This is a genomic window from Streptomyces fagopyri (assembly GCF_009498275.1).
In the GTDB taxonomy this organism is placed as follows: Bacteria; Actinomycetota; Actinomycetes; order Streptomycetales; family Streptomycetaceae; genus Streptomyces; species Streptomyces fagopyri.
The window spans coordinates 6963920-6990325 of record NZ_CP045643.1 but is presented as its reverse complement, the minus strand read 5'-3'; the positions used below and the strand labels follow the sequence as shown (position 1 = coordinate 6990325).

Annotated in this window: 26 protein-coding genes; 5 read left to right on the top strand and 21 right to left on the bottom strand. The window is 71.7% G+C overall.

Going from position 1 to position 26406, the window contains the following annotated elements; translation table 11 throughout:
* Positions 1 to 78: 78 nt before the first annotated feature.
* Positions 79 to 1281: a TerD family protein gene (locus GFH48_RS30175; RefSeq protein ID WP_153291259.1), complete on the top strand. Its 1203-nt coding sequence runs from the start codon at positions 79 to 81 to the stop codon at positions 1279 to 1281.
* A 302-nt stretch (positions 1282 to 1583) separates the two neighbouring features.
* Here GFH48_RS30175 and GFH48_RS30170 read toward each other — a convergent pair whose 3' ends face one another.
* From GFH48_RS30170 to GFH48_RS30150, 5 genes are all read right to left on the bottom strand, one after another.
* Positions 1584 to 2150: a TetR/AcrR family transcriptional regulator gene (locus tag GFH48_RS30170; protein WP_153291258.1), complete on the bottom strand. Its 567-nt coding sequence runs from the start codon at positions 2148 to 2150 to the stop codon at positions 1584 to 1586.
* A 180-nt stretch (positions 2151 to 2330) separates the two neighbouring features.
* The gene (locus GFH48_RS30165) at positions 2331 to 3347 is read right to left on the bottom strand and encodes a 1-aminocyclopropane-1-carboxylate deaminase (protein WP_153291257.1); all 1017 of its coding nucleotides are present in this window, start codon (positions 3345 to 3347) and stop codon (positions 2331 to 2333) included.
* 116 nt (positions 3348 to 3463) lie between these two features.
* On the bottom strand, positions 3464 to 5047 hold the full coding sequence (locus GFH48_RS30160; RefSeq protein WP_153291256.1) for a TROVE domain-containing protein: 1584 nt from the start codon (positions 5045 to 5047) through the stop codon (positions 3464 to 3466).
* 516 nt (positions 5048 to 5563) lie between these two features.
* Complete coding sequence (locus GFH48_RS30155) at positions 5564 to 7009, bottom strand: alkaline phosphatase PhoX (protein WP_153291255.1); 1446 nt, start codon at positions 7007 to 7009, stop codon at positions 5564 to 5566.
* 228 nt (positions 7010 to 7237) lie between these two features.
* Positions 7238 to 8659, bottom strand: a complete 1422-nt coding sequence (locus GFH48_RS30150) for a hypothetical protein (RefSeq protein ID WP_153291254.1) — start codon at positions 8657 to 8659, stop codon at positions 7238 to 7240.
* Positions 8660 to 9098: 439 nt separating this feature from the next.
* On the opposite strand from GFH48_RS30150, the gene GFH48_RS30145 reads away from it, so the two are divergent.
* Positions 9099 to 10925 (top strand): endonuclease/exonuclease/phosphatase family protein, encoded by a 1827-nt coding sequence (locus GFH48_RS30145; protein ID WP_153291253.1) that lies wholly within the window; start codon positions 9099 to 9101, stop codon positions 10923 to 10925.
* Between the two features lie 61 nt (positions 10926 to 10986).
* Here the strand turns inward: GFH48_RS30145 and GFH48_RS30140 are convergent, their stop codons facing one another.
* The 4 genes from GFH48_RS30140 to GFH48_RS38695 form a co-directional block, all read right to left on the bottom strand.
* Positions 10987 to 11721 carry an SRPBCC family protein gene (locus tag GFH48_RS30140; RefSeq protein WP_153291252.1) on the bottom strand — a complete coding sequence of 245 codons (735 nt, stop codon included), beginning with the start codon at positions 11719 to 11721 and terminating at the stop codon, positions 10987 to 10989.
* A gap of 19 nt (positions 11722 to 11740) precedes the next feature.
* Positions 11741 to 12442: an ArsR/SmtB family transcription factor gene (locus tag GFH48_RS30135; protein WP_153291251.1), complete on the bottom strand. Its 702-nt coding sequence runs from the start codon at positions 12440 to 12442 to the stop codon at positions 11741 to 11743.
* 372 nt (positions 12443 to 12814) lie between these two features.
* The gene (locus tag GFH48_RS30130) at positions 12815 to 13483 is read right to left on the bottom strand and encodes a hypothetical protein (protein WP_153291250.1); all 669 of its coding nucleotides are present in this window, start codon (positions 13481 to 13483) and stop codon (positions 12815 to 12817) included.
* Positions 13480 to 13641 carry a hypothetical protein gene (locus tag GFH48_RS38695; protein ID WP_194280719.1) on the bottom strand — a complete coding sequence of 54 codons (162 nt, stop codon included), beginning with the start codon at positions 13639 to 13641 and terminating at the stop codon, positions 13480 to 13482. Before GFH48_RS38695 ends, GFH48_RS30130 begins: the two co-directional genes overlap by 4 nt.
* Positions 13642 to 13817: 176 nt before the next feature.
* Between GFH48_RS38695 and dapA the strand changes: the two genes are divergently transcribed.
* Positions 13818 to 14738, top strand: a complete 921-nt coding sequence (dapA, locus tag GFH48_RS30125; protein WP_153291249.1) for a 4-hydroxy-tetrahydrodipicolinate synthase — start codon at positions 13818 to 13820, stop codon at positions 14736 to 14738.
* On the opposite strand, the gene GFH48_RS30120 is transcribed toward dapA, so the two are convergent.
* Both GFH48_RS30120 and GFH48_RS30115 read right to left on the bottom strand, forming a co-directional pair.
* Positions 14739 to 15941: a WD40 repeat domain-containing protein gene (locus GFH48_RS30120; protein WP_153291248.1), complete on the bottom strand. Its 1203-nt coding sequence runs from the start codon at positions 15939 to 15941 to the stop codon at positions 14739 to 14741.
* Entirely contained in the window at positions 15938 to 16498 is a 561-nt protein-coding gene (locus GFH48_RS30115) for a SigE family RNA polymerase sigma factor (protein WP_153291247.1), read from the bottom strand. The genes GFH48_RS30120 and GFH48_RS30115 overlap by 4 nt, the downstream gene beginning before the upstream one ends.
* Before the next feature lie 148 nt (positions 16499 to 16646).
* Here GFH48_RS30115 and GFH48_RS30110 point away from each other — a divergent pair, with 148 nt between their 5' ends.
* Positions 16647 to 17150, top strand: coding sequence for a hypothetical protein (locus GFH48_RS30110; protein WP_153291246.1), 504 nt, complete (start codon positions 16647 to 16649; stop codon positions 17148 to 17150).
* Here the strand turns inward: GFH48_RS30110 and GFH48_RS30105 are convergent.
* The 4 genes from GFH48_RS30105 to GFH48_RS30090 all read right to left on the bottom strand — a co-directional run bounded on the left by GFH48_RS30105 (position 17110) and on the right by GFH48_RS30090 (position 20509).
* Positions 17110 to 17877 carry a ferritin-like domain-containing protein gene (locus GFH48_RS30105; protein WP_153291245.1) on the bottom strand — a complete coding sequence of 256 codons (768 nt, stop codon included), beginning with the start codon at positions 17875 to 17877 and terminating at the stop codon, positions 17110 to 17112. The genes GFH48_RS30110 and GFH48_RS30105 overlap by 41 nt on opposite strands.
* Before the next feature lie 398 nt (positions 17878 to 18275).
* Positions 18276 to 19265: a 2,3,4,5-tetrahydropyridine-2,6-dicarboxylate N-succinyltransferase gene (dapD, locus tag GFH48_RS30100; RefSeq protein ID WP_153291244.1), complete on the bottom strand. Its 990-nt coding sequence runs from the start codon at positions 19263 to 19265 to the stop codon at positions 18276 to 18278.
* Positions 19266 to 19625: 360 nt separating this feature from the next.
* Positions 19626 to 20189, bottom strand: coding sequence for a TetR/AcrR family transcriptional regulator (locus GFH48_RS30095; protein ID WP_153291243.1), 564 nt, complete (start codon positions 20187 to 20189; stop codon positions 19626 to 19628).
* Positions 20189 to 20509, bottom strand: coding sequence for a DMT family transporter (locus GFH48_RS30090; RefSeq protein ID WP_153291242.1), 321 nt, complete (start codon positions 20507 to 20509; stop codon positions 20189 to 20191). The genes GFH48_RS30095 and GFH48_RS30090 overlap by 1 nt, the downstream gene beginning before the upstream one ends.
* Positions 20510 to 20778: 269 nt before the next feature.
* Between GFH48_RS30090 and GFH48_RS30085 the strand changes: the two genes are divergently transcribed.
* The gene (locus GFH48_RS30085) at positions 20779 to 21741 is read left to right on the top strand and encodes an AbfB domain-containing protein (protein WP_153291241.1); all 963 of its coding nucleotides are present in this window, start codon (positions 20779 to 20781) and stop codon (positions 21739 to 21741) included.
* A 224-nt stretch (positions 21742 to 21965) separates the two neighbouring features.
* Here the strand turns inward: GFH48_RS30085 and GFH48_RS30080 are convergent, their stop codons facing one another.
* Genes GFH48_RS30080 through sufD form a run of 6 tightly spaced genes read right to left on the bottom strand, consistent with a single transcriptional unit; the run spans position 21966 to position 26374 of the window.
* Positions 21966 to 22304, bottom strand: a complete 339-nt coding sequence (locus tag GFH48_RS30080) for a metal-sulfur cluster assembly factor (protein WP_101405825.1) — start codon at positions 22302 to 22304, stop codon at positions 21966 to 21968.
* Positions 22301 to 22765 carry a Fe-S cluster assembly sulfur transfer protein SufU gene (gene sufU / locus GFH48_RS30075; protein ID WP_153291240.1) on the bottom strand — a complete coding sequence of 155 codons (465 nt, stop codon included), beginning with the start codon at positions 22763 to 22765 and terminating at the stop codon, positions 22301 to 22303. The genes GFH48_RS30080 and sufU overlap by 4 nt, the downstream gene beginning before the upstream one ends.
* Before the next feature lie 16 nt (positions 22766 to 22781).
* Positions 22782 to 24038 carry a cysteine desulfurase gene (locus GFH48_RS30070; RefSeq protein ID WP_153291239.1) on the bottom strand — a complete coding sequence of 419 codons (1257 nt, stop codon included), beginning with the start codon at positions 24036 to 24038 and terminating at the stop codon, positions 22782 to 22784.
* Entirely contained in the window at positions 24035 to 24820 is a 786-nt protein-coding gene (sufC, locus tag GFH48_RS30065) for a Fe-S cluster assembly ATPase SufC (protein ID WP_153291238.1), read from the bottom strand. The genes GFH48_RS30070 and sufC overlap by 4 nt, the downstream gene beginning before the upstream one ends.
* A gap of 7 nt (positions 24821 to 24827) precedes the next feature.
* Positions 24828 to 25157, bottom strand: coding sequence for a non-heme iron oxygenase ferredoxin subunit (locus GFH48_RS30060; protein WP_153291237.1), 330 nt, complete (start codon positions 25155 to 25157; stop codon positions 24828 to 24830).
* Positions 25157 to 26374: a Fe-S cluster assembly protein SufD gene (gene sufD / locus GFH48_RS30055; RefSeq protein WP_153291236.1), complete on the bottom strand. Its 1218-nt coding sequence runs from the start codon at positions 26372 to 26374 to the stop codon at positions 25157 to 25159. Before sufD ends, GFH48_RS30060 begins: the two co-directional genes overlap by 1 nt.
* Between the last annotated feature and the right edge of the window lie 32 nt (positions 26375 to 26406).

Here is a 26406-nt window from a genome sequence, read left to right as displayed (position 1 = left end):
CGCACGCACCTCGGGCAACTCATCCTTGGGTAAGGGAACGGTAAAGCGCCCCCGGTCGTTACCCCAGTCATGACAGCTATGACCCCTGGCTCGAACATCCCTCTCCCCGTCACCCGCGTGACGGTGGACGTCGCCGCTCCGGTGCGGCTAGACGTGTCGGGCCTGCTGCTCACCGCCGACGGCAAGGTGCGCTCCGACGACGACTTCATCTTCTACAACCAGCCCACCGGCCCCGGCGTGACCTACCGCTCGGGCGGCGGCAGCGCCCCGGACGCGATCACGGTCGACACGACCGCGGTCCCCCCGGGCATCGAGAAGATCGTCGTCACCGCGAGCCCCGACGCGACCGGCCAGACCTTCCAGGGCATCGAGCCCACGGCCACCATCCGCAACGCCGACGACAACACCGTACTGGCCAGTTTCACCCCGCCCCAGCTCGGCACCGAAACGGCCCTGGTGATCGTCGAGGTCTACCTCCGCAACGGCGCCTGGAAGGCACGCGCGGTCGGCCAGGGGTACGCAAACGGCCTGGCGGGCATCGCCACGGACTTCGGCGTCACGGTGGAGGAGCCCGCCCCCGCGGCTCCGCCGGCCCCGCCGGCGCGGACCCCCGTGCCCCCGATGCCCCCCACCACCCAGGCACCCCCCATGGCACCGCCGCCCCCGGCCGCTCCCCCCGCGCCGCCGGCGGCCCCGTCCTCCGGGAAGATCAACCTCGACAAGGGCCGGGTCAGCCTCCAGAAGAACCAGACGGTCTCCCTGGTCAAGGGCGGCCGCCCGCTGCTCTCCCAGGTCAAGATGGGCCTCGGCTGGGAGCCCGCGTACCGCGGCAAGGACATCGACCTGGACGCCTCGGTCATCGCCTACGGCCCGCAGCGCAACCACATCGACAGCTGCTACTTCGGCAAGCTCTCCATCGTGAACGGCGCGATCAAGCACTCCGGCGACAATCTCACGGGTGAGGGCGGCGGTGACGACGAGGTGATCGTCGTCGACCTCGGCCGGCTGCCGCAGGAGGTCACCGGCCTGGTCTTCACCGTCAACTCCTTCTCCGGCCAGAAGTTCACCGAGGTCGCCAAGGCGTACTGCCGCCTGATCGACGCGGCGAGCGGCGAGGAACTGGTCCGCTTCGACCTCACCAACGCCGAAGCCCAGACCGGCGTGATGATGGCCAAGCTGATCAAGCAGTTCTCCGGCGAGTGGGAGATGACGGCCATGGGCGACTTCGTGAAGTCGCGCACGGTCCGCGGCATGGTGAAGCCGGCGGCCCAGGCCCTCTGACGGCGCGAGCCGCGAGCGCCCCCACGGCCCCGCGGCGCCCCCGCACGCGAGGGGCCGTGCCGGTACATCGCAAGCCCGTCGCTCACGTCCGGATCGAGATACGGCTCCCTGCGGGGCACCGTCCGATCCGGCGGCGACGGGCTCGATGTACCGGCACGGCCCCGCCCGCCCCACCACGCCCGCGCGCGCCGCCCACTCCCACGTACGCCCTGCGTCCGCGCCCCACCACAACCCGCCCGCGCCCGCACCCCGCCCGCGCCTCCGCCCAAACCCGGGTCCCGGCCCGGCCCCGGCACCCGCCGCTACGGCCGAAGCCCCTCCGTCAGCAGTGACAGATACCGCCGGATGTACTTCCCCCGGCCGTTCGCCAGCTCCGACGCGGTGGCCACCCCGTGCGCCAGCCGCAGCACCTCGATCGGCTCCACGTCCGCCCGCAGCGTGCCCTCGCGCTGAGCCGCCTCGACCAGCCGTTCGGCGGCGCCCCTCACGGACGTCCCGCACGCGGTCGGCACCGTGCCGCTCCCGTCCGAGACGGCCGATCCGAGCAGCGCCTTCAGGCCGCGGACCTGGATCATCATCCCGCTCAGCTCGTTGAGCCACTCCACCAGCGCCTCGCCCGGCGCGAGCTCCGCCGCGATCTCGTCCGCGCGGGCGGCGATCGCCTCGATGCTGTCGACGTAGACGGCCTCCAGCAGCGCCTGCCGGGTGGGGAAGTGCCGGTACAGCGTCCCGGAGCCCACCCCGGCCCGCTTGGCGATGTCGTCGAGGGACGCGCCCTCCCCGTGCTCGGCGAACGCCACGGCGGCCTCCTCGATCAGCCGCTCATAGTTGCGCCGCGCGTCCGCCCGCATCGGCTTGACCTGCGCCATTCCACTACTCCTCGCCGAACCGGGGACACTCTCCGCGTCGTGCCGGGCGCCGAACGGGGACTGTCCCCGCGTTCCTTCCCGGGCGGTCCGCGCTGCCCCCACGGGAGCATCCCATGCCCACCCCGGCTCCACCCGCCACCCCGGCCCCGGCATCAGCCCTCACCGAACGCCACCGACAGATCAGAAGAGCGCGCTGTAGGCGTTCAGGGCGGGCTGGCCGCCGAGGTGGGCGTACAGGACGGTGGAGTCGCGCCCGATCTCGCCGCGCGCCACCAGGTCGATCATCCCGGCCATCGACTTCCCCTCGTACACGGGGTCGGTGACCATCCCCTCGGTACGCGCCGCGAGGCGCATCGCGTCCAGGGTGACCTCGTCCGGAATCCCGTACGTACCCGCGTGGTACCGCTCGTCCAGCTCGACGTCCGAGTCCGTCAGTTCCTTCGTGACGCCGATGAGCCGTCCCGTGCCCCGGGCGATCCGTGCGATCTGCGCGCGGGTGCGGGCGGGCGCCGCCGACGCGTCGATCCCGAGGACACGCCGAGGTCTGCCGCCCGCCTCCTCCAGCGCGGCGAACCCGGCGACCATGCCCGCCTGCGTCGAGCCCGTGACCGAGCACACCACGACGGTGTCGAAGAAAACGCCCAGATCCCGCTCCTGCGCGGCCACTTCATGGGCCCATCCGGCGAAGCCGAGGCCACCCAGCGGATGGTCGGAGGCGCCCGCGGGAATGGCGTACGGCTTGCCGCCGGCCTCCTCCACCTCCCGCAGTGCCTGCTCCCAGCTCTCCTTGAAGCCGATCCCGAACCCGGCCCGCACCAGCCGTACGTCCGCGCCGGCCAGGCGGCTGATCAGGATGTTCCCGACCCGGTCGTAGACGGAGTCCGGCCACTGCACCCAACTCTCCTGCACGAGAACGCACTTCAGCCCGGCGTGGGCGGCGACGGCCGCCACCTGACGGGTGTGGTTGGACTGCACCCCGCCGATCGAGACCAGGGTGTCGCACCCCTGGGCGAGCGCCTCGGCGACGAGGTACTCCAGCTTGCGGGTCTTGTTCCCGCCGCACGCCACACCGGAGTTGCAGTCCTCCCGCTTGGCCCAGAGCGCGGCGCCCCCGAGGTGCCGCGTGAGCCGCTCCAGCGGATGCACCGGCGAGGGCCCGAACAGCAGCGGGTAACGCTCGTACGAGGAAAGGGACATGGGACCGGCCTGCCTCTCCACCGCGCCCGCGCCGGGCAAGTCACCGCGTTCCCCGATGACTTCCCCGGCGGCCCCGCGCTCATTCCCTCAGGCCACGGCCGGGCCGCCGCGCTCCCTCACCCGAGCCACGGCCAGACCCCGTCCCTGCCGGACTCGAGCAGGGAGACCATCCGGAACGCCGTGTCCGACAGGCCCCCGAACGTGTGCCGGTTGTCCTTGCCGGTCGGGCCGTGGCCGGCCCGGTGCCCGGCGAGGTTCCAGGTGTAGACCGGTACGTGCGCCGGGACCTGCTCGGTCGGGTCGCCGTGGTGGCTGTACGCGGCCTGCTCGTCCGTGACGATGAGCACCCGGTCGTGCCCCCGGTAGTGCGCCCGGACCGCCTCACTGGTGTTCGTGCCACCGAGGTCGCCGAAGCGGTCCAGCACCTTCAGCACCGACTCGCCCCCGCGGTAGCGCACCCGGTCGCTGCTGGTACCGAACTGGACGAGGTCCGCGTCCGCCGCGCGCAGCGCGAGCGCCGTGCCGAAGACCGCGGCCGCGTCGGCCCGGTTGAGCTCCGAGCGGTCCGACAGCCGCGAGAAGAACATCGAGCCGGACCGGTCGACGAGCACGAGCGTGCGTCCGGGCAGTGCCGGCACGTTGGCCAGCGAGTGTCCGAGCGCCTGCTCCAGCGGGTACGACCAGCGCAGCGACGGCGCGTGCTGGTAGGCGGCCAGGTAGCGGAAGGGGAACTGGCGCGACCGCGCCACCTCCGCCGGGTCGCTGATCCGCGCGGCGACCCGGGCCGCCACGTCGTCGCCGACACCCGCCTCGTCGAAGTTCCGCAGGTTCCGTACGAGCGCCATCGTGCCCATGGACGGGATCACGGCCTCCCAGGCCGCCTTGTCCATCGGGCCCTGCAGCCAGCCCGCCAGCGCCTCCCAGGTGAGGCCCGCCGCCGCGAGCCGCCCGGCGCCGTCCGGGGCCGTCACGACCGCGCGCCGCTCGGCGACGGGCACCGCCATCAGCTCGCGGTGCGCGACGAGCACACGGTTCGAGGCGGGCGGCAGCGCCGTGTCGGGGTTGTGGCGCCGGTCCAGGGCGTACTGGAACAGCTCGCCCTGCCACGGCTTGTCGGGGTCGGGCGCCGCGTGCACCAGGTTGAGGATGTCGCCGAAGCGGTAGCCCTTGGACGCGGTGTCGTACTTCAGCAGCGACTTGCCGTTGTAGAGACGTCGTACGGCGTCGGCGGTGCCGCGCTTGACGGGCTTGGGCACGTTGCGGCCGTACCGGGAGGTCCAGTAGGCGAGCAACTCGCCGGGCTCGTCGGGACGGCGCAGCACGGAGGCGACCACCTGACGGTTGGCGGGACCGTCGGTGGTGCCCGCGTCGAGGCGTGCCTTCACGTACTCGGCGGCGCCCATGACCGAGGCGGAGCGCAGGTTGCCGTCGCCGCGCAGCCAGCCGAGCAGGGCGGCCGTCCACGAGGGGTCGTGGACGGCGAGCTCGCGCACCAGCGTGACGAACCGGTCGTCGCGGTCGGCGCCGGTCTCGTAGAAGGTCCGCTGCGAGGCGAGGTGCGAGACGGCGAGGAGGAAGAGCTCGGAGCGCGCGTCTCGCTCGCGGCCGAGGCCGCCCTGGTGCGTCCGCAGCACTCGGCCGGTGGAGGTCACGCGGGAAGTGGGCTGTGCCTTCGCAGCCTTGTTGTTGAAGCGTGCCATGGTGAATTCCCCCGGATTCGGATGGGTTTCGGAGGAAGGCACAGCAAAGGGAGGGTGTCCGAGATCAGGGATCGGCGACGGTTGCTCATAAACTGGCGCGTCTTCCGTTCCGCCACACCGACCCGGAGTCGATGACGGGATTCGAACCCGCACGAGGCCGTGGCCCCACCAGTTCCCGAAGTATCCGCTGCCTGCGCACCGGGCACCCACCATGAGCTGCGCCTCCCGAGATCAAGTCGGCCGCGGCGTGGATTCTTTGAGAGAGAAGTAGCCGTGGCCCGCGCACCGGGAGGTGCGTGAAGTTGTGGTGTCCAGAGATCGAAGCCGGCGGAACCGACGTAGGTGCTCTAACCCCTGAGCTACATCGGCGCGTTGTGCCGACGGCGGGACTCGAACCCGCGACCGCCCCATTATCAGTGGAAGTAGGTCCTGCCTTCGCACCTGGACGTTCACCACTGTAGGAGGGCGGTCGCGACCCCGGCGAGCGATTTAATCCGACGGGAACGCGGCGGGAGTTCAGCCGCGCTTCTGGCGCTTCCAGGGGCCCGTGATCGCGAGCATGATCCCGGGCTCCTGGATGTTCGCGAACAGCGTCCGGCCGTCGGGCGAGAAGGTGACGCCGGTGAACTCGCTGTAGGCGGGCTCCTCTTCGGTGCCGATGTTGAGTTCGTTGCGGGCGATCGGGTAGGTGCGGCCGCTGTCCGTGGCGCCGAAGAGGTGCTGGACGCCTTCGCCGTCCTCGGCGATGACCAGACCCCCGTACGGGGAGACCGTGATGTTGTCGGGGCCGTCGAAGGCGCCGTCCACGGACGGGTCGGGGTTCACCCCGATCAGGACCTTGAGGGTCAGGGTGCGGCGCTTGGGGTCGTAGAACCAGACCTGGCCGTCGTGCCGGACGGGGCTCTCCTCGCGGGCGTACGAGGAGACGATGTAGACGCCGCCGTCGCTCCACCACATGCCTTCGAGCTTGCGGGCGCGGGTGACCTCACCCGCGGCGAACTGCTTGCGTACGGAGACCGTCCTGGCGTCGCGGTCGGGGACGTCCACCCAGTCGACGCCGTACACGGTGCCGATCTTCGTGGCGCGGGAGAGGTCGTCGACGAAACGGCCGCCCGAGTCGAAGCACTTGAAGGCCTGGAGGGCGCCCGCGTCGTCGGTGAGGGTGCGCAGCCGGCCGTGGCCGTGCTCGAAGCCCTGCGGCGGGGTCCAGCGGTACAACAGGCCGTTGGGCGTCGCGGCGTCCTCGGTGAGGTAGAGGCGGCCGCGCTTGGGGTCGACGACGACCGCTTCGTGGGCGTACCGTCCGAGCGCCTTGATCGGCTTGGGGTCGCGGTTGCGGCGCCGGTCGGCGGGGTCGACCTCGAAGACGTAGCCGTGGTCCTTGGTCATGCCGCCCTGGCCGGCCTTGTCCTCGGTCTCCTCGCAGGTCAGCCAGGTGTCCCAAGGGGTGTTGCCGCCCGCGCAGTTGGTGGAGGTGCCGGCGATGCCGACCCACTCCGCGACCTTGTCGTGACGTACCTCGACGACGGTGCAGCCGCCGGACGCGGCGGGGTCGTAGACCAGGCCCTCGGTGAGCGGCACGGGGTACTTCCAGCTGTCGCGGGCGCCCTTGAGCTCGTGGTTGTTGACCAGGAGGGTGGTGCCGCGCGGGCCGTCGAAGGTGGACGTGCCGTCGTGGTTGGACGGCGTGAACTCACCGGATTCCAGCTTGGTCCGGCCGCTGTAGGTGATGACGCGGTAGGAGAATCCGGCGGGCAGCGCGAGGACGCCCTTGGGGTCGGGGACCAGGGGCCCGTAGCCCACCCCGCCGTGCCGGTCCGCGGACTCCTCCCCCACGCTCTCGGTGTCGGTGGAGGCGAGGGCGTTCGGGGCGGTGGCGAGGGCGCCCACGCTGCCGGCCAGGGCCACTCCGGCACCGGTGATCGCGGATCGTCTGGCGAAGTCCCTGCGGGTGAGCGACATGGGTGTCTCCTGTGACGGTGAGGTCGACCATGGAGGACCGCGGGGGGCCGCGGACGGTGTTGCGGGCACACCGTCCCGCCCGTGGCTGAACGGGGGTTGAACGCCCGGCGACTTCACCGGACTCCCTTCCATGAATCCGTAAGGACTCGGCCACAGGAGCCCAAAACGCCCTCACCCGTCACCTCGCGCGCCGCCCCTTCCGGCGCGGCGCGCGGGTGCCGGCCCGCCTCAGCCCCCTTGTTGCGAACGCGCCTTGAACGCGGCCTTGCGGGCCTCCTTGGCGACCTTCTTGTCGGGGTGCAGCCGGCCCATCGCCTCCAGGACGTCCGGTGTGGCGGGATGGTCGACGCGCCACGCCGTGGCGAAGAAGCCGCCGTGCTGTTGCGCCAGTCCCTCCACGAGGCCCTGCAGTTCCGCGGAGTTGCCCTCGGCCGCGAGTTGAGCGGCGACCGTGTCGATGGTGAGCCAGAAGATCATCGTCTCGGACGGCGGGGGCACGTCGGCGGCGCCGTGCTCGGAGAGCCAGACCCGGGCGAGACCGCCCAGCTCGGCGTCGTCGAGGACCTCCCGCAGCGCGGGTTCGGCCTCCCCGCCGACGAGCGAGAGTGCCTGCTGACAGCGCAGCCGCCGCAGCGGCGCGCCGGCGTCGCCGCCACGAGCCGCGGCGAGCAACTCCCTGGCGGCGGCGAGGGGTTCACGCCGGGCGAGCCACTGTTCGGTCTCGGCCTGCGCCGCGGCCGGCGGGAAGAGGCCGGTGCCGTCCAGCAGCGCGTCCGCGCCCTTGTCCACCAGGTCGCCCACCGCGGGGACGGAGAGTCCCGCCTCCAGCAGCCGGGCCCGCAGCCCGTACAGACCGAGCGGCGTCAGCTGCACCATTCCGTACCGCGAGACGTCCGTCTCGTCGAGGGGACCGGCCGGCTCCTCGTCGGTGTCCGCCATCAGCGCCTCGTCGACCGGCTGGAAGTCGACGAGTCCGACGGGTGCCAGCAGCCGGAACTGGTCGTCGAGCCGCATCATCGCGTCCGACACCTGCTCCAGCACGTCGTTGCTGGGGTCTCCCATGTCGTCGGGCATGATCATCGACGCGGCCAGGGCCGGCAGCGGCACCGGCCCGTCCCCGCCGTCACTCACGGTCAGCAGGTACAGGTTGCCGAGCACTTCGTCGAGGAACTCGGCCTCGGCCTCGGGATCCCACTCCAGCGAGGAGAGGTCGACCTCCGCGCCGTCCTCCACCGCCCCGACGAGTTCGTCGAGGTCGGGCACGCTCGCGTCGGCGAGCACCGCCTCCAGGGCCACGAGCCACACCCCCAGCACGTCCTGCGGCCCGCCGGAGGTGAGCAGGGCGAGCTCCGCGCCCGCGGCGACGGTGCCCTCGTCCTCGTCCACGATCTCCACGAGCCCGGTGTCGACGGCGATCCGCCAGGCCTCACTGGCGAAGGCCGCGGCGTCGTCACCGGTCAGCCCGAGCACGTCGGCCGCTCCGGCGAGCTGCTCCTCCACGAGTTCACCGCCCGCGCCCACCCGCGTGTCCGGGCCGGCCCAGCGGGCCAGCCGCGCGGCGCGGGAGAGCAGCGGCGTGGCGAGCGCGTCCCGCGCCAGCTCCGCTTCGGAAGTCAGCCGCACCGGCGGCAAGGGGGGGCTGTCTGACATCGGCTGGCTTCTCCTCCGAACGATCAGGACCCGGCGAGCGGGACCGGACAGGACCCGACGAACAGGACCGGTACAAGCATGACGGACAGGGGCGGGCGGGACGGGGCGGGGACAGGCGGGGCGCGTCAGGGAGTCCGCCGGGGCGAGGAGCCCGCCCCGGACACGCACGCCCGGACACGGCCCCGGAAATCCACGTGGTCGACTCAGCCTAGACGGATTTCCACCCATGCCGCCCGGTTCATGTCCCTGCCAAGAGCTGGACACCACCGAAACCTTGACAACTCCCCCGCTCACACACGAGATTGACGCGCGTAGAAGTTCAACGGGGGTTGGGCTCGCCGATTTTTTCTACGCGCGTCACCGGCCCGTGCACGGGTCGCGCTCCCCCCACCGTTTCACCCTCGTCCCGGCGCTCATGTAAGTCCCCGGAGGGATTCCCTTGCCGAGCAAGAGAACCGCGCGCATCGGCGCGCTGACCGTAGCCGCGGTCTGTTCCACCGTCTCCGCCGTCGTGCTCACCGCACCGGCCCACGCGGACACGGTCCGCATCCACGACATCCAGGGCACCACCCGGATGTCCCCCTACGGCGGCCGGCAGGTCACGGACGTGGCGGGTGTGGTGACGGGTGTGCGGACCTACGGCTCGTCCAAGGGCTTCTGGTTCCAGGACCCCACACCGGACGACGACCCCGCCACCAGTGAGGGCGTCTTCGTCTTCACCAGCTCCACCCCGAAGGTCGCGGCCGGCGACTCGGTCACGGTCTCGGGCACCGTCTCGGAGTTCGTGCCGGGCGGAGCCTCCACCGGCAACCAGTCGGTGACGGAGATCACCAAGCCGGCGGTCACGGTGCTGTCGTCCGGCAACGCGGTCCCCGCCGCCACGGTGATCGACAGCCGTTCCGTGCCGGACGCCTACGCCCCCGCCGGTGACACGGCGGCGAGCGGCTCGGTCAACGCGCTCACCCTGGAGCCGGAGACGTACGCCCTGGACCACTACGAGTCGCTGGAGGGCATGAACGTCCGGATCTCCGACGCCCGTGTGGTCACCGCGACCGACCCGTACAGCGAGCTGTGGGTCACGGTGAAGCCTCGCGAGCACGCCAACCGGCGTGGCGGCACCGTCTACGGCGCGTACACCTCGCAGAACACCGGGCGTCTCCAGGTGCAGTCCCTGGGTGCGACCGCCGACTTCCCCGCCGCGAACGTGGGCGACGAACTCGCCGGCACCACCGAGGGCCCGCTCGACTTCAACCAGTTCGGCGGCTACACGCTCGTCGCCGGCCGGCCGGGCACCCTGGACAAGGGGGGCCTGCAGCGCGAGACGACCCGGAGCCAGTCGCGCGGCGAGCTGGCGGTGGCGACGTACAACGTGGAGAACCTGGACCCGGGTGACGGCACCTTCGCCGCCCACGCGGCCGCGATCGTGAACAACCTGCGGTCGCCCGACATCGTGTCCCTGGAGGAGATCCAGGACAACAACGGCGCGACGGACGACGGTACGGTCGCCGCCGACCAGACGGTGAACAAGCTGATCGACGCGATCGTCGCGGCGGGCGGCCCGAAGTACGACTGGCGCTCCATCGACCCGGTCAACGACCAGGACGGCGGGGAGCCGGGCGGCAACATCCGTCAGGTGTTCCTGTTCAACCCGCAGCGGGTCTCCTTCACGGACCGCGCGGGCGGCGACTCGACGACCGCCGTCGGTGTCACCAGGGTCCACGGCGAGGCGCGGCTGACCGCGTCCCCGGGCCGGATCGACCCGGGCAACACGGCGTGGACGTCCAGCCGCAAGCCGCTCGCCGGCGAGTTCGTCTTCCGCGGCCGGACGGTCTTCGTGATCGCCAACCACTTCGCCTCCAAGGGCGGCGACCAGGCTCTGACCGCGCAGTACCAGCCTCCGGTGCGCAGTTCGGAGACCCAGCGTCACCTTCAGGCGACCGCGGAGAACACCTTCGTCAACCAGATCCTGAAGGCGCAGAAGGACGCGGACGTGATCGCGCTCGGCGACCTGAACGACTTCGAGTTCTCCGACACGGCGAAGATCCTGGAAGGCCGCGGCGAGCTCTGGTCGGCGATCAAGTCGCTGCCGAAGAGCGAGCGTTACACGTACGACTACCAGGGCAACGAGCAGGTCCTCGACCAGATCCTGGTCAGCCCGTCGATCCGCCGGGACTGCGGTCTCGACTACGACAGCGTGCACATCAACTCGGAGTTCTCCGACCAGATCAGCGACCACGACCCGCAGGTGCTGAGGTTCAGGCCGTAACCCCGGATACGGAAGAGCCCGGCCCCGTCGTCCGGGGGGCCGGGCTCTTTCCTGTGGGCGCTCAGGCCGCGAACACACCGTTCAGCCAGCCCCGCCAGGCGGTCTCGTCGCGCTTGGCGTCGGCGTCGGCCGCGAAGTCGTGGACGCTGATGCCGACCGGGGCACCCCAGTGGTTGCGTCCGAAGAAACGCAGCAACTGGCCCTCGGTGCGCAGGCCGATGAAGTAGGGGTTGCGGAAGTCGAGTACGGCGTCGAGGAGTTCACCCTCGGGCCCGTGGGCCGTCACCCGCGCCCCGGCCTCGGTGTCGTCGGCGAGCCCGAGCGCCCGCCCCACCGCGGTGAAGGCGTCAAAGGCCATGGACGCCTCGGGTCCGTCGAAGGTGGCGAACGCGACCGGGCGGCCCGCGAAGTGCGTCACGTACTCCCGCAGGGTGTGCAGATAGAAGTCCGTGTGCCGGCTCGCCCCGTCGTACTGGTTGTCCCAGTCGTCGACGAAGATGCCGCTGTGCACGTAGCGCATCCAGGAACGGCGGCCGTCGTCGCGCGGCTCGATGGTCTCGTCGATCTGGTTGAGGGTCTGCTGGGAGATGCCCTGGACGTCCTCGACCCGGCTGGTCAGGCGGTGCGGCGGCTCCCAGTTGGTGAGCGTGGAGCCGAAGGGTCCGGTGCCTCCCTGACGCGGCTCGAACTCCATCGGCCACAGCCAGCCACCGGTGCCGCTGGTGATGGCGTCCCACATCTGCTCCGGGGTGGCGTCGACCTCGAACTCGCGGGCGATCTCGAATTCCTTGGACATGGCGGTGATTCTCCTGGGGTCAGCTCTGGGCGGGCGGGATCGGGGCGGGGGCCGCGGGGGCGACGGCCGCGGGGGAAGCGGCCGTGACGGGAGCGGCTCCGGGGTCGGCGGACTCCGTGGGGGGTTCCGGGACGGACTCCGGCCTGAGCGTCGGGTGGACGGCGACGACGATCCGGTGGTCCCGCCCGCCCTCGGCGTCGCCGTCGTGGTACTTGCGGATGAGCGCGCCGACCCCCTGCGTCAGCTCCTCGATGAACGCGGCGCGGTCGGCGGCGGTCGCGAAGGTCACCTCGCCGTCGAGCGCGAACGTGGCCAGCCGCTTGCGGGCCTTGGCGGCGCCGGTGATCAGCGAGCCGACGTCCCGGACCAGCCGGGCGCCGAGAGCGAGCAGCCAGCGGGCCGAGAGCTGGTCCCGGAACCGGTCCGGATCGGGCTGCACGGCGGCGAGGGCGAGGGGCGAGATGACGTACGACGCCGCGGTCGCCCGCATCAGCCGCTCGGTGACGTTGCCCTTACGGCGCTCGCCCGCCAGCTCGACCAGGCCGTGCCGCTCCAGCGTCTTCAGGTGGTAGTTCACCTTCTGGCGCGGCAGCCCGACCTTTCCGGCCAGCATGGCGGCCGACGCGGGTCCGGCGGCCAGCTCTGCCAGCAGCCGGGCCCGTATCGGGTCCAGCGAGACGGCGGCGGCCTCTGCGTCCTCGATCACGGTCACATCCAACATGCCTCCACCGTCTCACCGAAAACTTTTTTTGTCCAGGTGGGCGCAGTTGTCGGTGGGTGGCGGGAGGCGGTGGTGGGACGGAGGCGGTGGTGGGACGGGGCGACGTGAGGTCGGGTGGGGGTGGCGGGGCGAGGCGAAGTGAGGCGGGTTCGCGCGGGGCCGCACCCGGACGGCAGCCGAGGGGCGGCGGAGGGAAGGAACGGGAACCGGTGGCAGCGGGGGTGACGCGCGGGCGTGCGCGGGTTCGAGGGCACGTGCGCACGTGCCGGGAAGTGCCCCGCTGACGCGTGCGAGGTCCGCGGCGGGCGCGCCGGCGGACACTCACCGCGCGGGCCCGCCGTCGCCCGGTTCCGCCACCCGCGCCGCCAGTCCCTACCCCCGCTCCCCGCCCTCGTCGAGACGCGCCAGCTGGGTCTGGAACCAGTCGAGCCGGGCCTGCAACAGGGCGGCCTCGGCCGCGAGTTCGGAGATCCCGAGCCCTGCGGACGGGTCCACCGCCGCGATCCCGCTCCCGGCACGGACCCGCAGCCCCTCCCCGGCCAGCCGGGCGAAGCCGGCGAGCGACACGGACCCGCGGCCGCGTACGCAACCCGCGCAGACCGCCGCCACGCCGCGCCAGCCCGGCCGCCCCCAGCCCGCGTCCGTGAGCCCGGCGGCCACCGATCCGCACGCGCAGGGGCCGACCGTCGCGGTCCGCACCCGCTGGCGGCCGTAGCGGAAACCCCGCTCGAAGCGGATGTACGCGCCGAGGACGGTGACCTCCAGAAGGACGGCCGCCCGGTGTTCGACGGTGCACAACAGCGCCTCGGCCGCGGTCCGGTCGTGCACACAGTGGAAGCCGCAGTCGCAGCGACGGTGCGGCGTACGGTGTCGCAGCCCGTAGACGCAGCGCGCCTCGTCCAGCACTCCGTACGGCAGCGCGCCGCCCAGCGAGACACCGGTGAACCCGGCCCTGGTGCCGTCCTGGGACAGCACCGGGTGGGCGATCTTGTATCCGGTCGGCGGCTCCGTCGGGCGTTCCTCGGGGAGCCGCAGCCTCATCGGGCGACCGGGACCTCTGCGGCCGCGGACGTCTCCGGTTCCGCGATCTCCTCGATCCCCGCGACCCCCTCGGTCTTCCCGGTCTGCCGGAGATCCTCTTCGTCCGCGCGGACCTGCTCCTCCGCGACTCCGGTGGCGAGTGCCCTGCCCAGCCTCATGACGCCTCCCGCGATCTGCCGTCGACTTCCGTCCTCGCCATGGTGACCCATGGGGGGCCCGGTTGGCACCAGTGCCTCCGGGAAGCCCCCGAAAGAGGAACCTCGTAGCAAACATTCCCGTCATGTCGTAGAAGAATTAAGTGGAGCTTCACGATGAGAGTGTCGAGACTGCTCGCATGACGCACACCCCTCGCACCACGGCCTCGGCCGCACCCGCGCCCCCCTTCGGCCGTGCGCTCTGCGCGATGGTCACGCCCTTCACCGAAACGGGCGCGCTCGACCTCGACGGGGCGGGGCGGCTCGCCGACCGGCTGGTCCGCGGCGGCTGCGACGGACTGGTCCTGTCCGGCACCACGGGCGAGTCCCCGACCACGACGGACGCCGAGAAGTCCGCGCTCCTGCGGGCCGTGCGGGAGGCGGTCGGCGATCGCGCGTCGATCCTCGCGGGCGTCGGCACCGCCGACACACGGCACACCGTGGAGCTGGCCCGGGAGGCCGAAAAGGCGGGCGCGGACGGCTTGTTGGTCGTCACGCCCTACTACAGCAGGCCGCCGCAGGACGCCGTCGAGGCCCATTTCCGCGAGATCGCCGACGCGACCGGGCTGCCGCTCGCCCTCTACGACATCCCGGGCCGCACCGGCACCCGCATCGAGCCCGACACCCTGATCCGGCTGGCCGGGCACCCCCGGATCGTGGCCGTCAAGGACTGCGCGTACGACCTGCTCGGCACCCAGAAGGTGCTGGCCCGTACGGAGTTGGCGTACTACACCGGGTGCGACGAGTACGTGCTCGCGCTGCGGGCGATCGGCGGGGCCGGGTACGTGAGCACGGTGGCGAACGCCGCCCCGGGCGCCTTCCGCGCGATCCTCGACGCGTTCGACTCCGGCGACACCGCCGAGGCGGCCCGGCGCCAGCGGCAGGTGATCCCGCTGGTCGAGTCGATGATGTCGGCCGGTCTGCCCGGCGCGGTCACCGCGAAGGCCCTGCTCGGCCGGCTCGGCCTGCCCGCGGGCCCCGTCCGCGCGCCCCTGCGGTCCGCCGGCCAGGAGGTGGCCGACGGTCTGCTGGCGGCGTACGAGCAGTTGCCGGCCGTCTGATCAGCGCTCGGCGAAGAGGGGCGTCCAGCGTCCGCCGGCTCCGTCGCGTCCGCCGCGGAAGCCGCTCAGCGGTACCTCCTTGCCAGTGCCCAGCGCGACGACCACGAGCCGGTTGTGGAACTCGTTCGAGCCGGGGGTGATGTCCCAGGCGATCAGCCGCTTGTCGTCCGCCCAGGCCAGCAGTTGCTGTCCCCGGACGGTGGCCGTGCGCCTGCCGGTGACGGGATCAAGGATCTCGGAGGCGACGGTCCCCCCGCCGTCCTCGGTCTCGCCCGCGGCGAGCCGGCCGTTCGGGGACAGCCGCGCGCCGACGTACCAGCGCAGGTGTCTCTCGGACGCGGGCGTCGGGACCCTGGCGCCCCGGAAGTCGTAGAACCGCTGGCCGGGTTCCACGGTGAGGCCGGTGTAGACGAGTTTGCCGTCGCGGCTGAAGCCGAAGTCCTGGCGGTCATCGAGTTCGGTGCCGTCACCGGACGAGACCTTGTTCCATGACTCCGTACCGGACGCGACGTCGACGATGGAGAAGCCGGTCCGGCCCGGCTCCTGATAGTTCGGCCAGCGGCTCGACTGGTTGCCCGACAGCGTGACATGGACGTCGGGGTTCTTCTTGTAGGTCGTCGCGACGAGTGTGCGACCGTCGGGCGAGAACGCGACCGCCCCCACGGTGTGATCGACCGGGATCCAGCGTTCCACCTCGCCGGTACGCAGGTCGAGCAGGCCGATCCGCTCGGCGGGCAGGCCGCGCTCCAGGACCGCGGCGGTCCGCAGGCCCGGGGCGACCGCGACGAAGGACCACCTCGCCGCCTTCTCGTAGGTGTGCGTCCGCGCGTCGAGGAGCCAGTACGTACGCACCTCGGCGTGACGGCCCGCCGACTGCTTGACGCTCGTGGTGGTCCAGTACGCGGCCAGCGCGACTCTCCCGACCGCGATCAGGTCACGCGGCGGGGTCTGACCGGGGTGCGCGAGGATGTCGCCCCGGTCCAGGACGTTCGCCGGGCGCACATCGTCCTTGCCGGATTCCAGCAGCGGTACCGCCACCGCGACGGCGACCGCGACGGCGGTGGCCACGGCGACGGACGCGATCGTACGGGTCCGGCGGCGCCGTCGGACGGCCAGTACCCGGTCGGCGAAGTCCACCGGCGGCGGGGCGGACTCCGCCACCTGCTCGTGGAAGGAGTCACGGACGAGGTCGTCGACGTTCACGGGCGCGCCTCCAGGGCCGAGAAGTCACGGGACGGGGGCCACTCGTCCACGCCCCGGCCGAGCGCGGCCAGTTCAGGGGCGAGGGCGCGCAGCCGGGCGAGCGAGCGGTGCGTCGTGGACCGCACGGTCCCGACGGAGCAGCCGAGGAGCCGGGCCACGTCGGCCTCGGGCAGATCCTCGAAGTAGCGCAGCACGAGCACGGTGCGCTGACGTGCGGTGAGCCGGGCCGGCGCGCCGCGCATCACGACGCGCAGCTCGGCAGCGGCCGAGGCGTCCGTGCCCTGGCGCGCGCCCTCCGGCGGTTCGGCGACGCTCACCTCCCGCCGGGGCCACTTCAGCCGCCAGCGGCTCACCTGCTGCCGGTACAGGATCTGCCGGACGTACGCCTCGGGTTCGTCGACGCGGTGCCAGCGCCCGGCGGCCTTGATCAGGGCATTCTGCAGCAGGTCCTCGGCGGCGTGCCGGTCCCCGCCGCTGAGCAGGACGGCCGTCCTCAGCAGCGCGGGCGACCGGTTCGCCACGAACTCCCGGAAGTTCTCCTGTGCTTCGGCATCCATCGTCACCTTCGTCTTTCCCGAGGGTCTTCTCCGACGGCCCTCGCCGCACTCCCCTGTTCCGTGTGACGCGCCGAACCGGGCGCCGCTATGCCCCGGCCGGAGGGAAATTCTCCGGCCCTCCCCGCCCCGGTTCCCCTACGGTGGCCCCGTGAGCCGACCACTGCTGTTCCTCGACGTCGACGGCCCGCTGAACCCGTACGCGGCCCAGCCGGAGCGCAGGCCCGAGGGTTACACGACGATCCGGGTGACGCTGACCGCCGGCAGGCCCCTGCGGGTCTGGCTGCACCCCGGGCACGGCCGCGCCCTCCTGGACCTCGGCTACGACCTGTGCTGGGCGACCACCTGGATGGACGCCGCCAACCGCTGCATCGCGCCGGTCATCGGTCTGCCCGAACTCCCGTACGTCGACTTCACCGGCGCCCTGTTCGCGACGCGGCCGGACGGCGTGCACTGGAAGACGGAGCGGATCGTGGAGTACGCGGACGGCCGGCCCTTCGCCTGGGTGGACGACGAACAGTCCCCGGCCGACCACACCTATGCGGCCGCCCACCACCCCGCTCCCGCTCTGCTGCACCATGTCGATCCCCGACAGGGCCTGCTCGCACCGGACTTCACGGCACTGAGGGAGTTCGCGGCGACGCTGCCCGCGTAGCGGAAGTCCCCGGCCCGTCCGGGCGGGGCACCAGCACCGCGGTGACCACCGCGCCGGACAAGGCCATGACATCGGCCACGAATCGGAGGCGTCCGACGGAGAGGCGGCGCAGTGCCGGGCCGTGGTCGGCGGCGACGACGAGGCAGACCGCCAGCAGAAGAAGCCGCCACAGGGCCATCACCGGGCGGCGTGTGGCGCGGGGCAGCTCGGCCATGGACGCGTGCAGCCGCTCGCAGTGGAACGGGACATGGCGCTGTTCGTCGGACAGGATCCGCCCGGCCACATCCGCGGTGAGCGGGTCGTCCGTGCCGTCGCGCAGGGCCCGGTAGTAGCGCAGCGCCACCACTTCCGCGATCATCAGCACCAGCAGTTCCATGCGCAGGCCCATCAGACGGCGCAGCCGCACGAAGACCGTGTCGCTCCAGTGGCCGTTCAATGTCGGTATGCCACCCGCGCTCAGCAGCCGGGCGAGCAGACGCGCGTGGTTCTGTTCCTCGGCGACGAAGAGCCGGACCGCCCGCGCGTAGTCGGCGTCACCGGCCTCGTCCGCTTTGCCGACGAGGTTGGCGCCGTCGCCGTCCTCGCCCACCTGGAAGCGCTGGATGCCGGCCCACACCGCCGGATGCAGGGTCGCGCCCTGCCCCCAGTCCGGGTCGCCCAGGGCGCGTCTGCTCTCCCGTTCGTCCTCGAACCGCCTTGTCCACTTGGCGAAGCCGCCCGTACGCACCGGGTTCCCCTCTCCGGGACACGGCCGTCGTGTCCCGCAGAGGGACGACGCCCGCGGAGGGCGAACCGTTCCGCCGCCGACCCGCGCACCGGAGTTCACCAGCCCACGCGCGCGCGAGCGACCTGCCGGCCACCGGGTGAACGGCCCTTTCCCCGGCACGGGTCGACCTCACCGGGTGCCCGCGCCCGGAGATCGTTCCCGGGGGCCACGCCCTCTTGCCCCGTGAAGCCCCTCCACGTCGGCGACCGGTCCACGGGCAGCACGCACGAGCGCCCTCCCGGGCCGTCCTGGGGCCGTGGAAGGGCGCTCGATGGTGACCGGCGTCGACAACCGCCTTCCGCCCGGCGGCAGTTCGGAGCATGGACCGGTCGGGGGCCGCATGTCACGGCCGCCGGGGATCAGTTGTGGCTGTGCAGGACCTCGTTCAGGCCGCCCCACACCGCGTTGTTCGGTCGTGCCTCGACGGTTCCGGTGACCGAGTTGCGGCGGAAGAGGATGTGCGAGGCGCCGGAGAGTTCGCGGGCCTTGACGATCTGCCCGTCGGGCATGGTCACCCGGGTGCCCGCGGTGACGTACAGGCCCGCCTCGACCACGCACTCGTCGCCGAGGGCGATGCCGACGCCGGCCTCGGCGCCGACCAGGCAGCGCTCGCCGATGGTGATGCGGACGTTGCCGCCGCCGGACAGGGTGCCCATGGTGGAGGCGCCCCCGCCGATGTCCGAGCCGTCGCCGACCACGACGCCGGCCGAGATACGGCCCTCGACCATCGACGTGCCGAGGGTGCCCGCGTTGAAGTTCACGAAGCCCTCGTGCATCACGGTGGTGCCCTCGGCGAGGTGCGCGCCGAGCCGGACGCGGTCGGCGTCGGCGATGCGGACGCCCTTGGGCACGACATAGTCCGTCATGCGCGGGAACTTGTCGATGGACGTCACCTGGAGGTGCAGTCCCTCGGCGCGGGCGTTCAGCCGTGTCCTCTCGACGTCCTCGACGGCGACCGGGCCGAGCGAGGTCCAGGCGACATTGGCGAGATGGCCGAAGATGCCGTCCAGGCTCTGGCCGTGCGGCCGTACGAGACGGTGCGAGAGCAGGTGCAGCCGCAGATAGGCGTCGTGCGCGTCGATCGGCTTCTCGTCCAGCGAGGCGATGACCGTACGGACCGCGACCACTTCGACGCCCCGGCGGGCGTCGGGCCCGACGGCTTTGGCGGCGCCTTCACCGAGCAGTTCGACGGCACGCTCGGCGGACAGCCGCTCGGTGCCGGCCGGGCCGGGTTCGGTGGACAGTTCGGGCGCGGGGAACCAGGTGTCGAGGACGGTGCCGTCGGCGGTGAGGGTCGCGAGGCCCGCGGCGACGGCGCCGGTGGTGCGTGTGACAGTCGTGTCGGTCATGGGTGAAACCTAACGCGGGCCAGGCCGCGCGGGCCAACCGGCGCCCGCGCCGTCTCATGTCCCGGGCGACCCGCGCCGCCACGCCCGCCGCGCCACGCACCGGACCGGCGCGATGGACCGACCCGTCCGCCCGCCGCCCCGACCCGGACCCCCGGGGCCGGACCTCCCGGGCCGGACCGACGTACCCGTCCGACCCGTCCGACCTGTCTGACCTGTCCGACCCGTCCGACCCGTCCGACCCGTCTGTCCGGACCGACCCCGCCCGCCTTCCGCGCCCCGCCCGGTGGCTCCGGGTCACCGGGCGCCGGCCCCGCCCGGTGGCCCGGGGCCGGTGCGCGGGCGCCCGTCGATCACCCGTTCTCAGCCTCCGGTCCCGTTCCCGTTCCCGCCGATCAATCGGCTCAACACCTCACGCGCGTAGGTCTCGTCGTAGGTGCCTCCGGTCAGCAGTACCTGGAGGCAGATCCCGTCCACGAGTGCCACGAGCGCCCGCGCGGTGACGGGGTCGGTGCGGCGGGCGAGGGGCTCGACGAGGCCCTGGACCCAGGCGGCGGCGACGGGGCGCAGGGCCGGGCGGCGCAGGGCGGCGAGGTACAGCTCGTACTCCAGCTCGACCCCCGTACGCTCCCCGGCCAGCCACGCGCCCATGAGTCCGGCGAGTTCGCCCGCGAGGTCGACGCGGGGGTCCTCCAGCGCGCCGCGCGCGGCGACCATCTCGGCGAAGCCCTCGTTCGCCTGGCGCAGGGCGGCGACCATGAGTTCGTCGAGGGTCTTGAAGTGGTAGGTGGTGGAGCCGAGCGGCACATCGGCCTCGGCGGCGACGGAGCGGTGGCTCAGCCCGGCGAGCCCCTTGCCGCCCACGACCCTGATCGCCGCGTCGATGATGCGCTGGCGTCGCTCGGGGTCGTAGCGGCGCGGCGCCATCAGTGGGCTCCGCCCAGGTTCAGCACCACGACCCCGCCGATGATCAGCAGTATCCCGGCCAGCTTGGTGACGGTGAGCGCCTCCCCGAGGAAGAGCATGCCGATCGCGGCGATGACGGCGGTCCCGGCGCCGGCCCAGATCGCGTAGGCCGTGCCGACCTGGACGGTCTTGAGGCACTGCGCGAGCAGGAGGAAGGCCACGACGTATCCGGAGACGGTCACCAGCGACGGCCACAGCCTGCTGAAGCCCTCGCTGTACTTCATGGCGGTCGTGGCGGCCACCTCGGAGACGATGGCTCCGGCGAGCAGCAGGTATCCCATGTGTACAAGAGTACACATCGATGCGTACGACCGTACACAAACAGGCCGCGCCGCATCCGCGGAGCCGGCGCCCCACACTGCCGGGCCTGGAAGATCGCGCGGGATCAGTCGGGCGAACGACTGCTCAGAACTCACCACTTCCACTACTGTTCCACCAGTCCCACACCCGGCCTTCACGGTCTCCACCGTTCCGGGTGCTCGCGCCCCCACCTGTACTGAAAGCAGTGGACGAGTCCGCGTGCGCCGTCGGCGACGCTGGAGGAACACGCATGCCCGAGATATCGCCGGACCCCACGCCGGGGCCCGACCGCCCCGCGCCCATCGCGCAGGAACCCGCCTGGCGGCCCACCCCCCGCGGCGCGGCCTGCCCGGCGCGACCGCCCTCCTTCACCGAGCCCCCGGCGCCCTGGCTGAGCGGTGTGGTCCCGGACGAGGAACGGCTGCCCGGAACACGGCGGCTCTGGCTGGCCGGAGGACTCGCGATGGTGATCCTCGTCGCGACGGCGATCGCCGTACTGGACAGCCGAACCGACCACGCGTCACAGGACCGGGCGAACCGGACCGTCTCCGACACGGAGCCGCCGTTCCTGTCGGGCGACCTCGCCACGGCCACCGGCCAGGCGTCGGCGCCGGCCGGCAGGTCCACCCCCTCCTCCGTACGGGCCTCCGGCTCCGCACCGGCGGGCCCGGCGTCCCCCAAGCCCTCCGCACCGGACACCGGCGGCAAGGCCGCTCCCGGCGCCACCGGACCGTCGAAGGCCGCGCCGTCCGGCGAGCCGTCCGCGTCCCGGCCCTCGTCCGCGCCCTCGCCGAAATCGATCCGGTCCGTCAACTACCCCGACCGGTACTGGCACTTGAGCAACGGCTATGTCCGTCTCGACCAGGTCGCCGGGAGCAGTTCGGCCGACATCAGGCGGGACGCCGACTTCACGGTGGTGGCGGGGCTCGGGAACGCCTCCTGCTACTCCTTCGCCACCGCCGACGGCGGCTACCTCCGCCATCGCGACTTCGTACTGCGCGCCGACCGCGACGACGGCTCCGCCCTCTTCGAGAGGGACGCCACCTTCTGCCCCCGGGCCTCGGCGTACAGCGGCGCCGTCGTGCTGGAGTCGCTGAACTATCCGGGCCGCTGTCTGCGGCACCGCGACTTCCGGCTCCGTCTGGAGACGTACGACGACTCCCGGCTCTTCCGCGCGGACTCGGCGTTCCGCATGGTGGACGGCCTGGCCTGAGCCCGGACCGGACGGGACCGGACGGCCGGAAGCGGAGCGCGAACGGACGTGGCCCCCGGCGCACCTTGCCGGGGGCCACGCGGGTACGACTGCGTGTGTACGACTACGGGGTCGGCGTCCGCTCGGACGCCACCACGTCACCGGGACCACCGCCCGGCCGCCGGAGTGGGCGACCGGCCGGATGCCGGAGGGGACGATCGGTCAGACGCCGAGGTGACGACCGGTCAGACGTTGAAGCCGAGGGCCCGAAGCTGCTCGCGTCCGTCGTCCGTGATCTTGTCCGGGCCCCACGGCGGCATCCACACCCAGTTGATGCGCAGCTCGTTGACGATGCCGTCCGTGGCGGACTTGGCCTGGTCCTCGATGACGTCGGTGAGCGGGCAGGCCGCGGACGTCAGGGTCATGTCGATCGTCGCGATGTTCGCGTCGTCGATGTGGATGCCGTAGATCAGGCCGAGGTTGACGACGTCGATGCCCAGCTCGGGGTCGACGACGTCGTACAGCGCCTCACGGAGTTCCTCCTCCGAGGCCGGCTTCGTCGTCAGGGTCTCGTTCTCGCTCATGCCGTCTTCCTCTCGGCGCTCTCGCCCAGAGCCTGGGCGGTCGCGTCCTTCCACGCCATCCAGCTGAGGAGGGCGCACTTGACCCGGGCCGGGTACTTGGAGACACCGGCGAACGCGACCGCGTCCTCCAGCACCTCCTCCATCGCGTCGTCCGGCTCGGTCCGGCCCTTGGACTGCATCAGCTCCAGGAAGGTCTCCTGGATCTTCTGCGCCTCGGACACGTCCTTGCCGACGAGCAGGTCGTTGAGCACGGACGCCGAGGCCTGGCTGATGGAGCAGCCCTGCCCCTCGTACGAGATGTCCGTGATCTGCTCGCCGTCGTACTTCACGCGCAGCGTGATCTCGTCGCCGCACGTCGGGTTGACGTGGTGCACCTCGGCGTCGCCATCCCGCAAGCCCCGTCCGTGCGGGTGCTTGTAGTGGTCCAGGATGACTTCCTGGTACATCGAATCCAGCTTCACGATCCCAGCCAGCCCCTCAGCCGAAGAAGTTCCGGACGTGCTCCAGGCCGTCGACCAGAGCGTCGATCTCGGCCGGCGTGGAGTACAGGTAGAACGACGCTCGCGTGGTCGCAGGAATTCCGTACCGCAGACAGACCGGACGCGCGCAGTGGTGTCCGACCCGGACCGCGATGCCCTGCTCGTCCAGGACCTGGCCCACGTCGTGCGGGTGGATGTCACCCAGCGTGAACGAGATCGCCGCGCCGCGGTCCTCGGCCGTGGTCGGGCCGATGATCCGCAGGTCGGGTACCTCGGTGAGCCGCTTCACCGCGTACTCGGTGAGCGCGTGCTCGTGGGCGAGGATCTTGTCCATGCCGATCGAGTTCAGGTAGTCGATCGCCGCGCCGAGACCGACCGCCTGGGCGATCGGCGGGGTGCCCGCCTCGAACTTGTGGGGCGCCGGGGCGTACGTCGACGAGTGCATCGACACGGTCTCGATCATCTCGCCGCCGCCCAGGAACGGGGGCAGGTCCTCCAGCAGCTCCTGGCGGCCCCAGAGGACGCCGATGCCGGTCGGACCGCACATCTTGTGGCCGGTGAAGGCCACGAAGTCGGCCTGGAGGGCCTGCACGTCCAGCGGCATGTGCGGCGCGGCCTGGGAGGCGTCGATGCAGACCAGCGCGCCGACCTCCTGGGCGCGGCGCACTATCGCCTCGACCGGGTTCACGGTGCCCAGGATGTTCGACACCAGCACGAAGGAGACGATCTTCGTCTTCTCGGTGATGATCTCGTCGATGTTCGACAGGTCGAGACGGCCGTCGTCGGTGAGGCCGAACCACTTCAGCTTCGCGCCGGTGCGCTGCGAGAGCAGCTGCCACGGAACGATGTTGGAGTGGTGCTCCATCTCCGTGATGACGATCTCGGTCTCGTGGTCGACCCGGTAGGGCTCGTCGGCCCAGCCGAGCATGTTGGCCACGAGGTTGAGCGACTCGGAGGCGTTCTTGGTGAAGATCACCTCGTCGCGGCTCGGCGCGTTGACGAACGCGGCGACCTTGTCGCGCGCGCCCTCGTACAGCGCCGTGGCCTCCTCGGCGAGCACATGCACACCGCGGTGGACGTTGGCGTTGTACTGCTCGTAGTAACCACTGAGGGCGTCCAGCACCTGGCGCGGCTTCTGCGAAGTCGCCGCGTTGTCCAGGTACACGAGCTTCCTGCCGTCGTGGACCTGTCGGTCCAGGATGGGGAAGTCCTTGCGGATCGCCTCGGTGTCGAGGAGGCCCGGCAGCTGCGTCACGCTGATACGCCACCCTTCGTGTCGACTGCGTCGTGCTTCGCGTAAGCCTCGTAGCCCTCGTTCTCCAGCTTGTCGGCGAGCTCGGCGCCGCCGGACTCGACGATGCGGCCGCCGGAGAAGACGTGGACGAAGTCGGGCTTGATGTAGCGCAGGATGCGCGTGTAGTGCGTGATGAGCAGGGTGCCCACCTCGCCGGTCTCGCGGACGCGGTTCACGCCCTCGGAGACGACGCGCAGGGCGTCGACGTCCAGGCCGGAGTCGGTCTCGTCGAGGATCGCGATCTTCGGCTTGAGAAGCTCCAGCTGAAGGATCTCGTGGCGCTTCTTCTCACCGCCGGAGAAGCCCTCGTTCACGTTGCGCTCGGCGAAGGAGGGGTCCATGGAGAGTCGCTCCATGGTCTCCTTGACCTCCTTCACCCACGTACGCAGCTTGGGGGCCTCGCCGCGGACGGCGGTGGCGGAGGTGCGCAGGAAGTTGGAGACGGAGACACCGGGGATCTCGACCGGGTACTGCATCGCCAGGAACAGGCCGGCGCGGGCGCGCTCGTCGACGGACATCTCCAGGACGTCCTCGCCGTCGAGGGTCACGGTGCCACCGGTGATCGTGTACTTCGGGTGGCCGGCGAGCGAGTAGGCGAGGGTCGACTTGCCCGAGCCGTTGGGGCCCATGATGGCGTGGGTCTCGCCCTGCCGGACGGTGAGGTCGACGCCCTTGAGGATCTCCTTCGTGGCGTTGTCGGCCTCGACGGTGACGTGCAGGTCGTGGATTTCAAGCGTAGCCATGGGTTCCTCAGGACTCCTGGGAGAGGGAGACGAGCACGTCGTCCCCTTCGATCTTGACGGGGTAAACGGGGACGGGGCGCGTCGCGGGGAGGCCGGACGGTTTGCCGGTGCGGAGGTCGAACGCGGAGCCGTGCAGCCAGCACTCGATCTGACAGTCCTCCACCTCGCCCTCGGAGAGCGAGACGTTCGCGTGCGAGCAGATGTCGTTGATCGCGAACACCTCCCCCTCGGTCTTCACGACCGAGACCGGCGTGCCGTCGAGTTCCACCCGCTTCGGGGTGTCGTCCTCCAGCTCGCTCAGCCCACAGGCGCGTACGAACGTCGTCGAGGCGGTCATCAGACGGACGCCTCCAGCTCCTCGTCGATCTTCACGAGAAGCCGCTCTTCGATGTCGTCGACGCCGATCTGCTGGACCAGTCCGGCGAAGAAGCCACGGACGACGAGACGACGGGCCTCGTCGGCCGGAATACCGCGGGCCATCAGGTAGAAGAGCTGCTCGTCGTCGAAGCGGCCGGTGGCCGAGGCGTGACCGGCGCCGACGATCTCGCCGGTCTCGATCTCCAGGTTCGGCACGGAGTCGACCCGGGCGCCGTCGGTCAGAACCAGGTTGCGGTTCATCTCGTAGGTGTCCGTGCCCTCGGCCTTGGCCTCGATGAGGACGTCACCGATCCACACCGCGTGGGCGCCGTCGCCCTGGAGCGCGCCCTTGTACATGACGTTGGACTTGCAGTGCGGGGTGTTGTGGTCCACCAGGAGGCGGTGCTCCTGGTGCTGCCCGGCGTCCGTGAAGTACAGGCCGAACAGCTCGGCCTCGCCGCCGGTGCCGGCGTAGGCGACCCGCGGGTGCAGGCGTACGACGTCGCCGCCGAAGGTGACCACGAACGACTTGAAGGTGGCGTCCCGGCCGATGAGGGCGTTGTGCTGGCCCACGTGCACGGCGCTGTCGTCCCAGTCCTGGACGGAGACGACGGTGAGCTTGGCTCCGTCGCCCAGCACGAAGTCGACGTTGGCGGCGAGCACCGCGTCGCCCGTGTGGTCGATGACGACGACGGCCTCGGCGAAGGCTCCGAGCTCGACGACCTGGTGGCCGTAGGCGACCCCGCCCTCACCGTGCACGGCGATGCGGATCGGCTCGGTGAGCACCGTCTCCTTGGGGACGGTGACGACACCGGCCTTCTCGAACGCCGAGTACGCCTGGGCGGCGACGCGGTCGACGGGGATGCCGGCGACGCCCAGCCGGGCGTCGTCGCGGCCGACGGTCTCCACGAGGACGCCCTCGGGCGCCTCGATGTCGACCTTCACGCCGTCGCCGGTGGCGACCGCGGTGCCGTCGTGCAGCCCGCGCAGGCGCTCCAGCGGGGTGAAACGCCACTCCTCCTCACGCCCGTGGGGGACCGGGAAGTCCGCCACGTCGAAGGACGGGGGCGCGCTCATGCGGGTGGCGACGGTCGACTCGGCGGCCACCGCGATCTGCCCGGCGGTGGTGGAACCCAGCGGTGGGGGTCCCCCCGCCCGAACGGAGTTGAGGGTGGGGGAGTTCTGAGCCTCGGCCATGGCTGTCGGTCTGCTCTCTTTCCTGCGTCGGT

What these genes read in the sequence shown, in the direction of transcription:
- GFH48_RS30095 (WP_153291243.1), bottom strand. Translation starts at nt 20,189, where the DNA reads ATGGCGCCGCGCCGCTACGACCCCGAGCGACGCCAGCGCATCATCGAC.
- GFH48_RS30135 (WP_153291251.1), bottom strand. Translation starts at nt 12,442, where the DNA reads ATGTTGGATGTGACCGTGATCGAGGACGCAGAGGCCGCCGCCGTCTCG.
- GFH48_RS30165 (WP_153291257.1), bottom strand. Translation starts at nt 3,347, where the DNA reads ATGTCCCTTTCCTCGTACGAGCGTTACCCGCTGCTGTTCGGGCCCTCG.
- sufC (WP_153291238.1), bottom strand. Translation starts at nt 24,820, where the DNA reads ATGGCTACGCTTGAAATCCACGACCTGCACGTCACCGTCGAGGCCGAC.
- GFH48_RS30130 (WP_153291250.1), bottom strand. Translation starts at nt 13,483, where the DNA reads ATGAGGCTGCGGCTCCCCGAGGAACGCCCGACGGAGCCGCCGACCGGA.
- sufD (WP_153291236.1), bottom strand. Translation starts at nt 26,374, where the DNA reads ATGGCCGAGGCTCAGAACTCCCCCACCCTCAACTCCGTTCGGGCGGGG.
- dapA (WP_153291249.1), top strand. Translation starts at nt 13,818, where the DNA reads ATGACGCACACCCCTCGCACCACGGCCTCGGCCGCACCCGCGCCCCCC.
- GFH48_RS30155 (WP_153291255.1), bottom strand. Translation starts at nt 7,009, where the DNA reads ATGTCGCTCACCCGCAGGGACTTCGCCAGACGATCCGCGATCACCGGT.
- GFH48_RS30140 (WP_153291252.1), bottom strand. Translation starts at nt 11,721, where the DNA reads ATGTCCAAGGAATTCGAGATCGCCCGCGAGTTCGAGGTCGACGCCACC.
- GFH48_RS30090 (WP_153291242.1), bottom strand. Translation starts at nt 20,509, where the DNA reads ATGGGATACCTGCTGCTCGCCGGAGCCATCGTCTCCGAGGTGGCCGCC.
- GFH48_RS30060 (WP_153291237.1), bottom strand. Translation starts at nt 25,157, where the DNA reads ATGACCGCCTCGACGACGTTCGTACGCGCCTGTGGGCTGAGCGAGCTG.
- GFH48_RS30085 (WP_153291241.1), top strand. Translation starts at nt 20,779, where the DNA reads ATGCCCGAGATATCGCCGGACCCCACGCCGGGGCCCGACCGCCCCGCG.
- GFH48_RS30080 (WP_101405825.1), bottom strand. Translation starts at nt 22,304, where the DNA reads ATGAGCGAGAACGAGACCCTGACGACGAAGCCGGCCTCGGAGGAGGAA.
- GFH48_RS30160 (WP_153291256.1), bottom strand. Translation starts at nt 5,047, where the DNA reads ATGGCACGCTTCAACAACAAGGCTGCGAAGGCACAGCCCACTTCCCGC.
- GFH48_RS30170 (WP_153291258.1), bottom strand. Translation starts at nt 2,150, where the DNA reads ATGGCGCAGGTCAAGCCGATGCGGGCGGACGCGCGGCGCAACTATGAG.
- GFH48_RS38695 (WP_194280719.1), bottom strand. Translation starts at nt 13,641, where the DNA reads ATGAGGCTGGGCAGGGCACTCGCCACCGGAGTCGCGGAGGAGCAGGTC.
- dapD (WP_153291244.1), bottom strand. Translation starts at nt 19,265, where the DNA reads ATGACCGACACGACTGTCACACGCACCACCGGCGCCGTCGCCGCGGGC.
- GFH48_RS30150 (WP_153291254.1), bottom strand. Translation starts at nt 8,659, where the DNA reads ATGTCAGACAGCCCCCCCTTGCCGCCGGTGCGGCTGACTTCCGAAGCG.
- GFH48_RS30115 (WP_153291247.1), bottom strand. Translation starts at nt 16,498, where the DNA reads ATGGATGCCGAAGCACAGGAGAACTTCCGGGAGTTCGTGGCGAACCGG.
- GFH48_RS30175 (WP_153291259.1), top strand. Translation starts at nt 79, where the DNA reads ATGACCCCTGGCTCGAACATCCCTCTCCCCGTCACCCGCGTGACGGTG.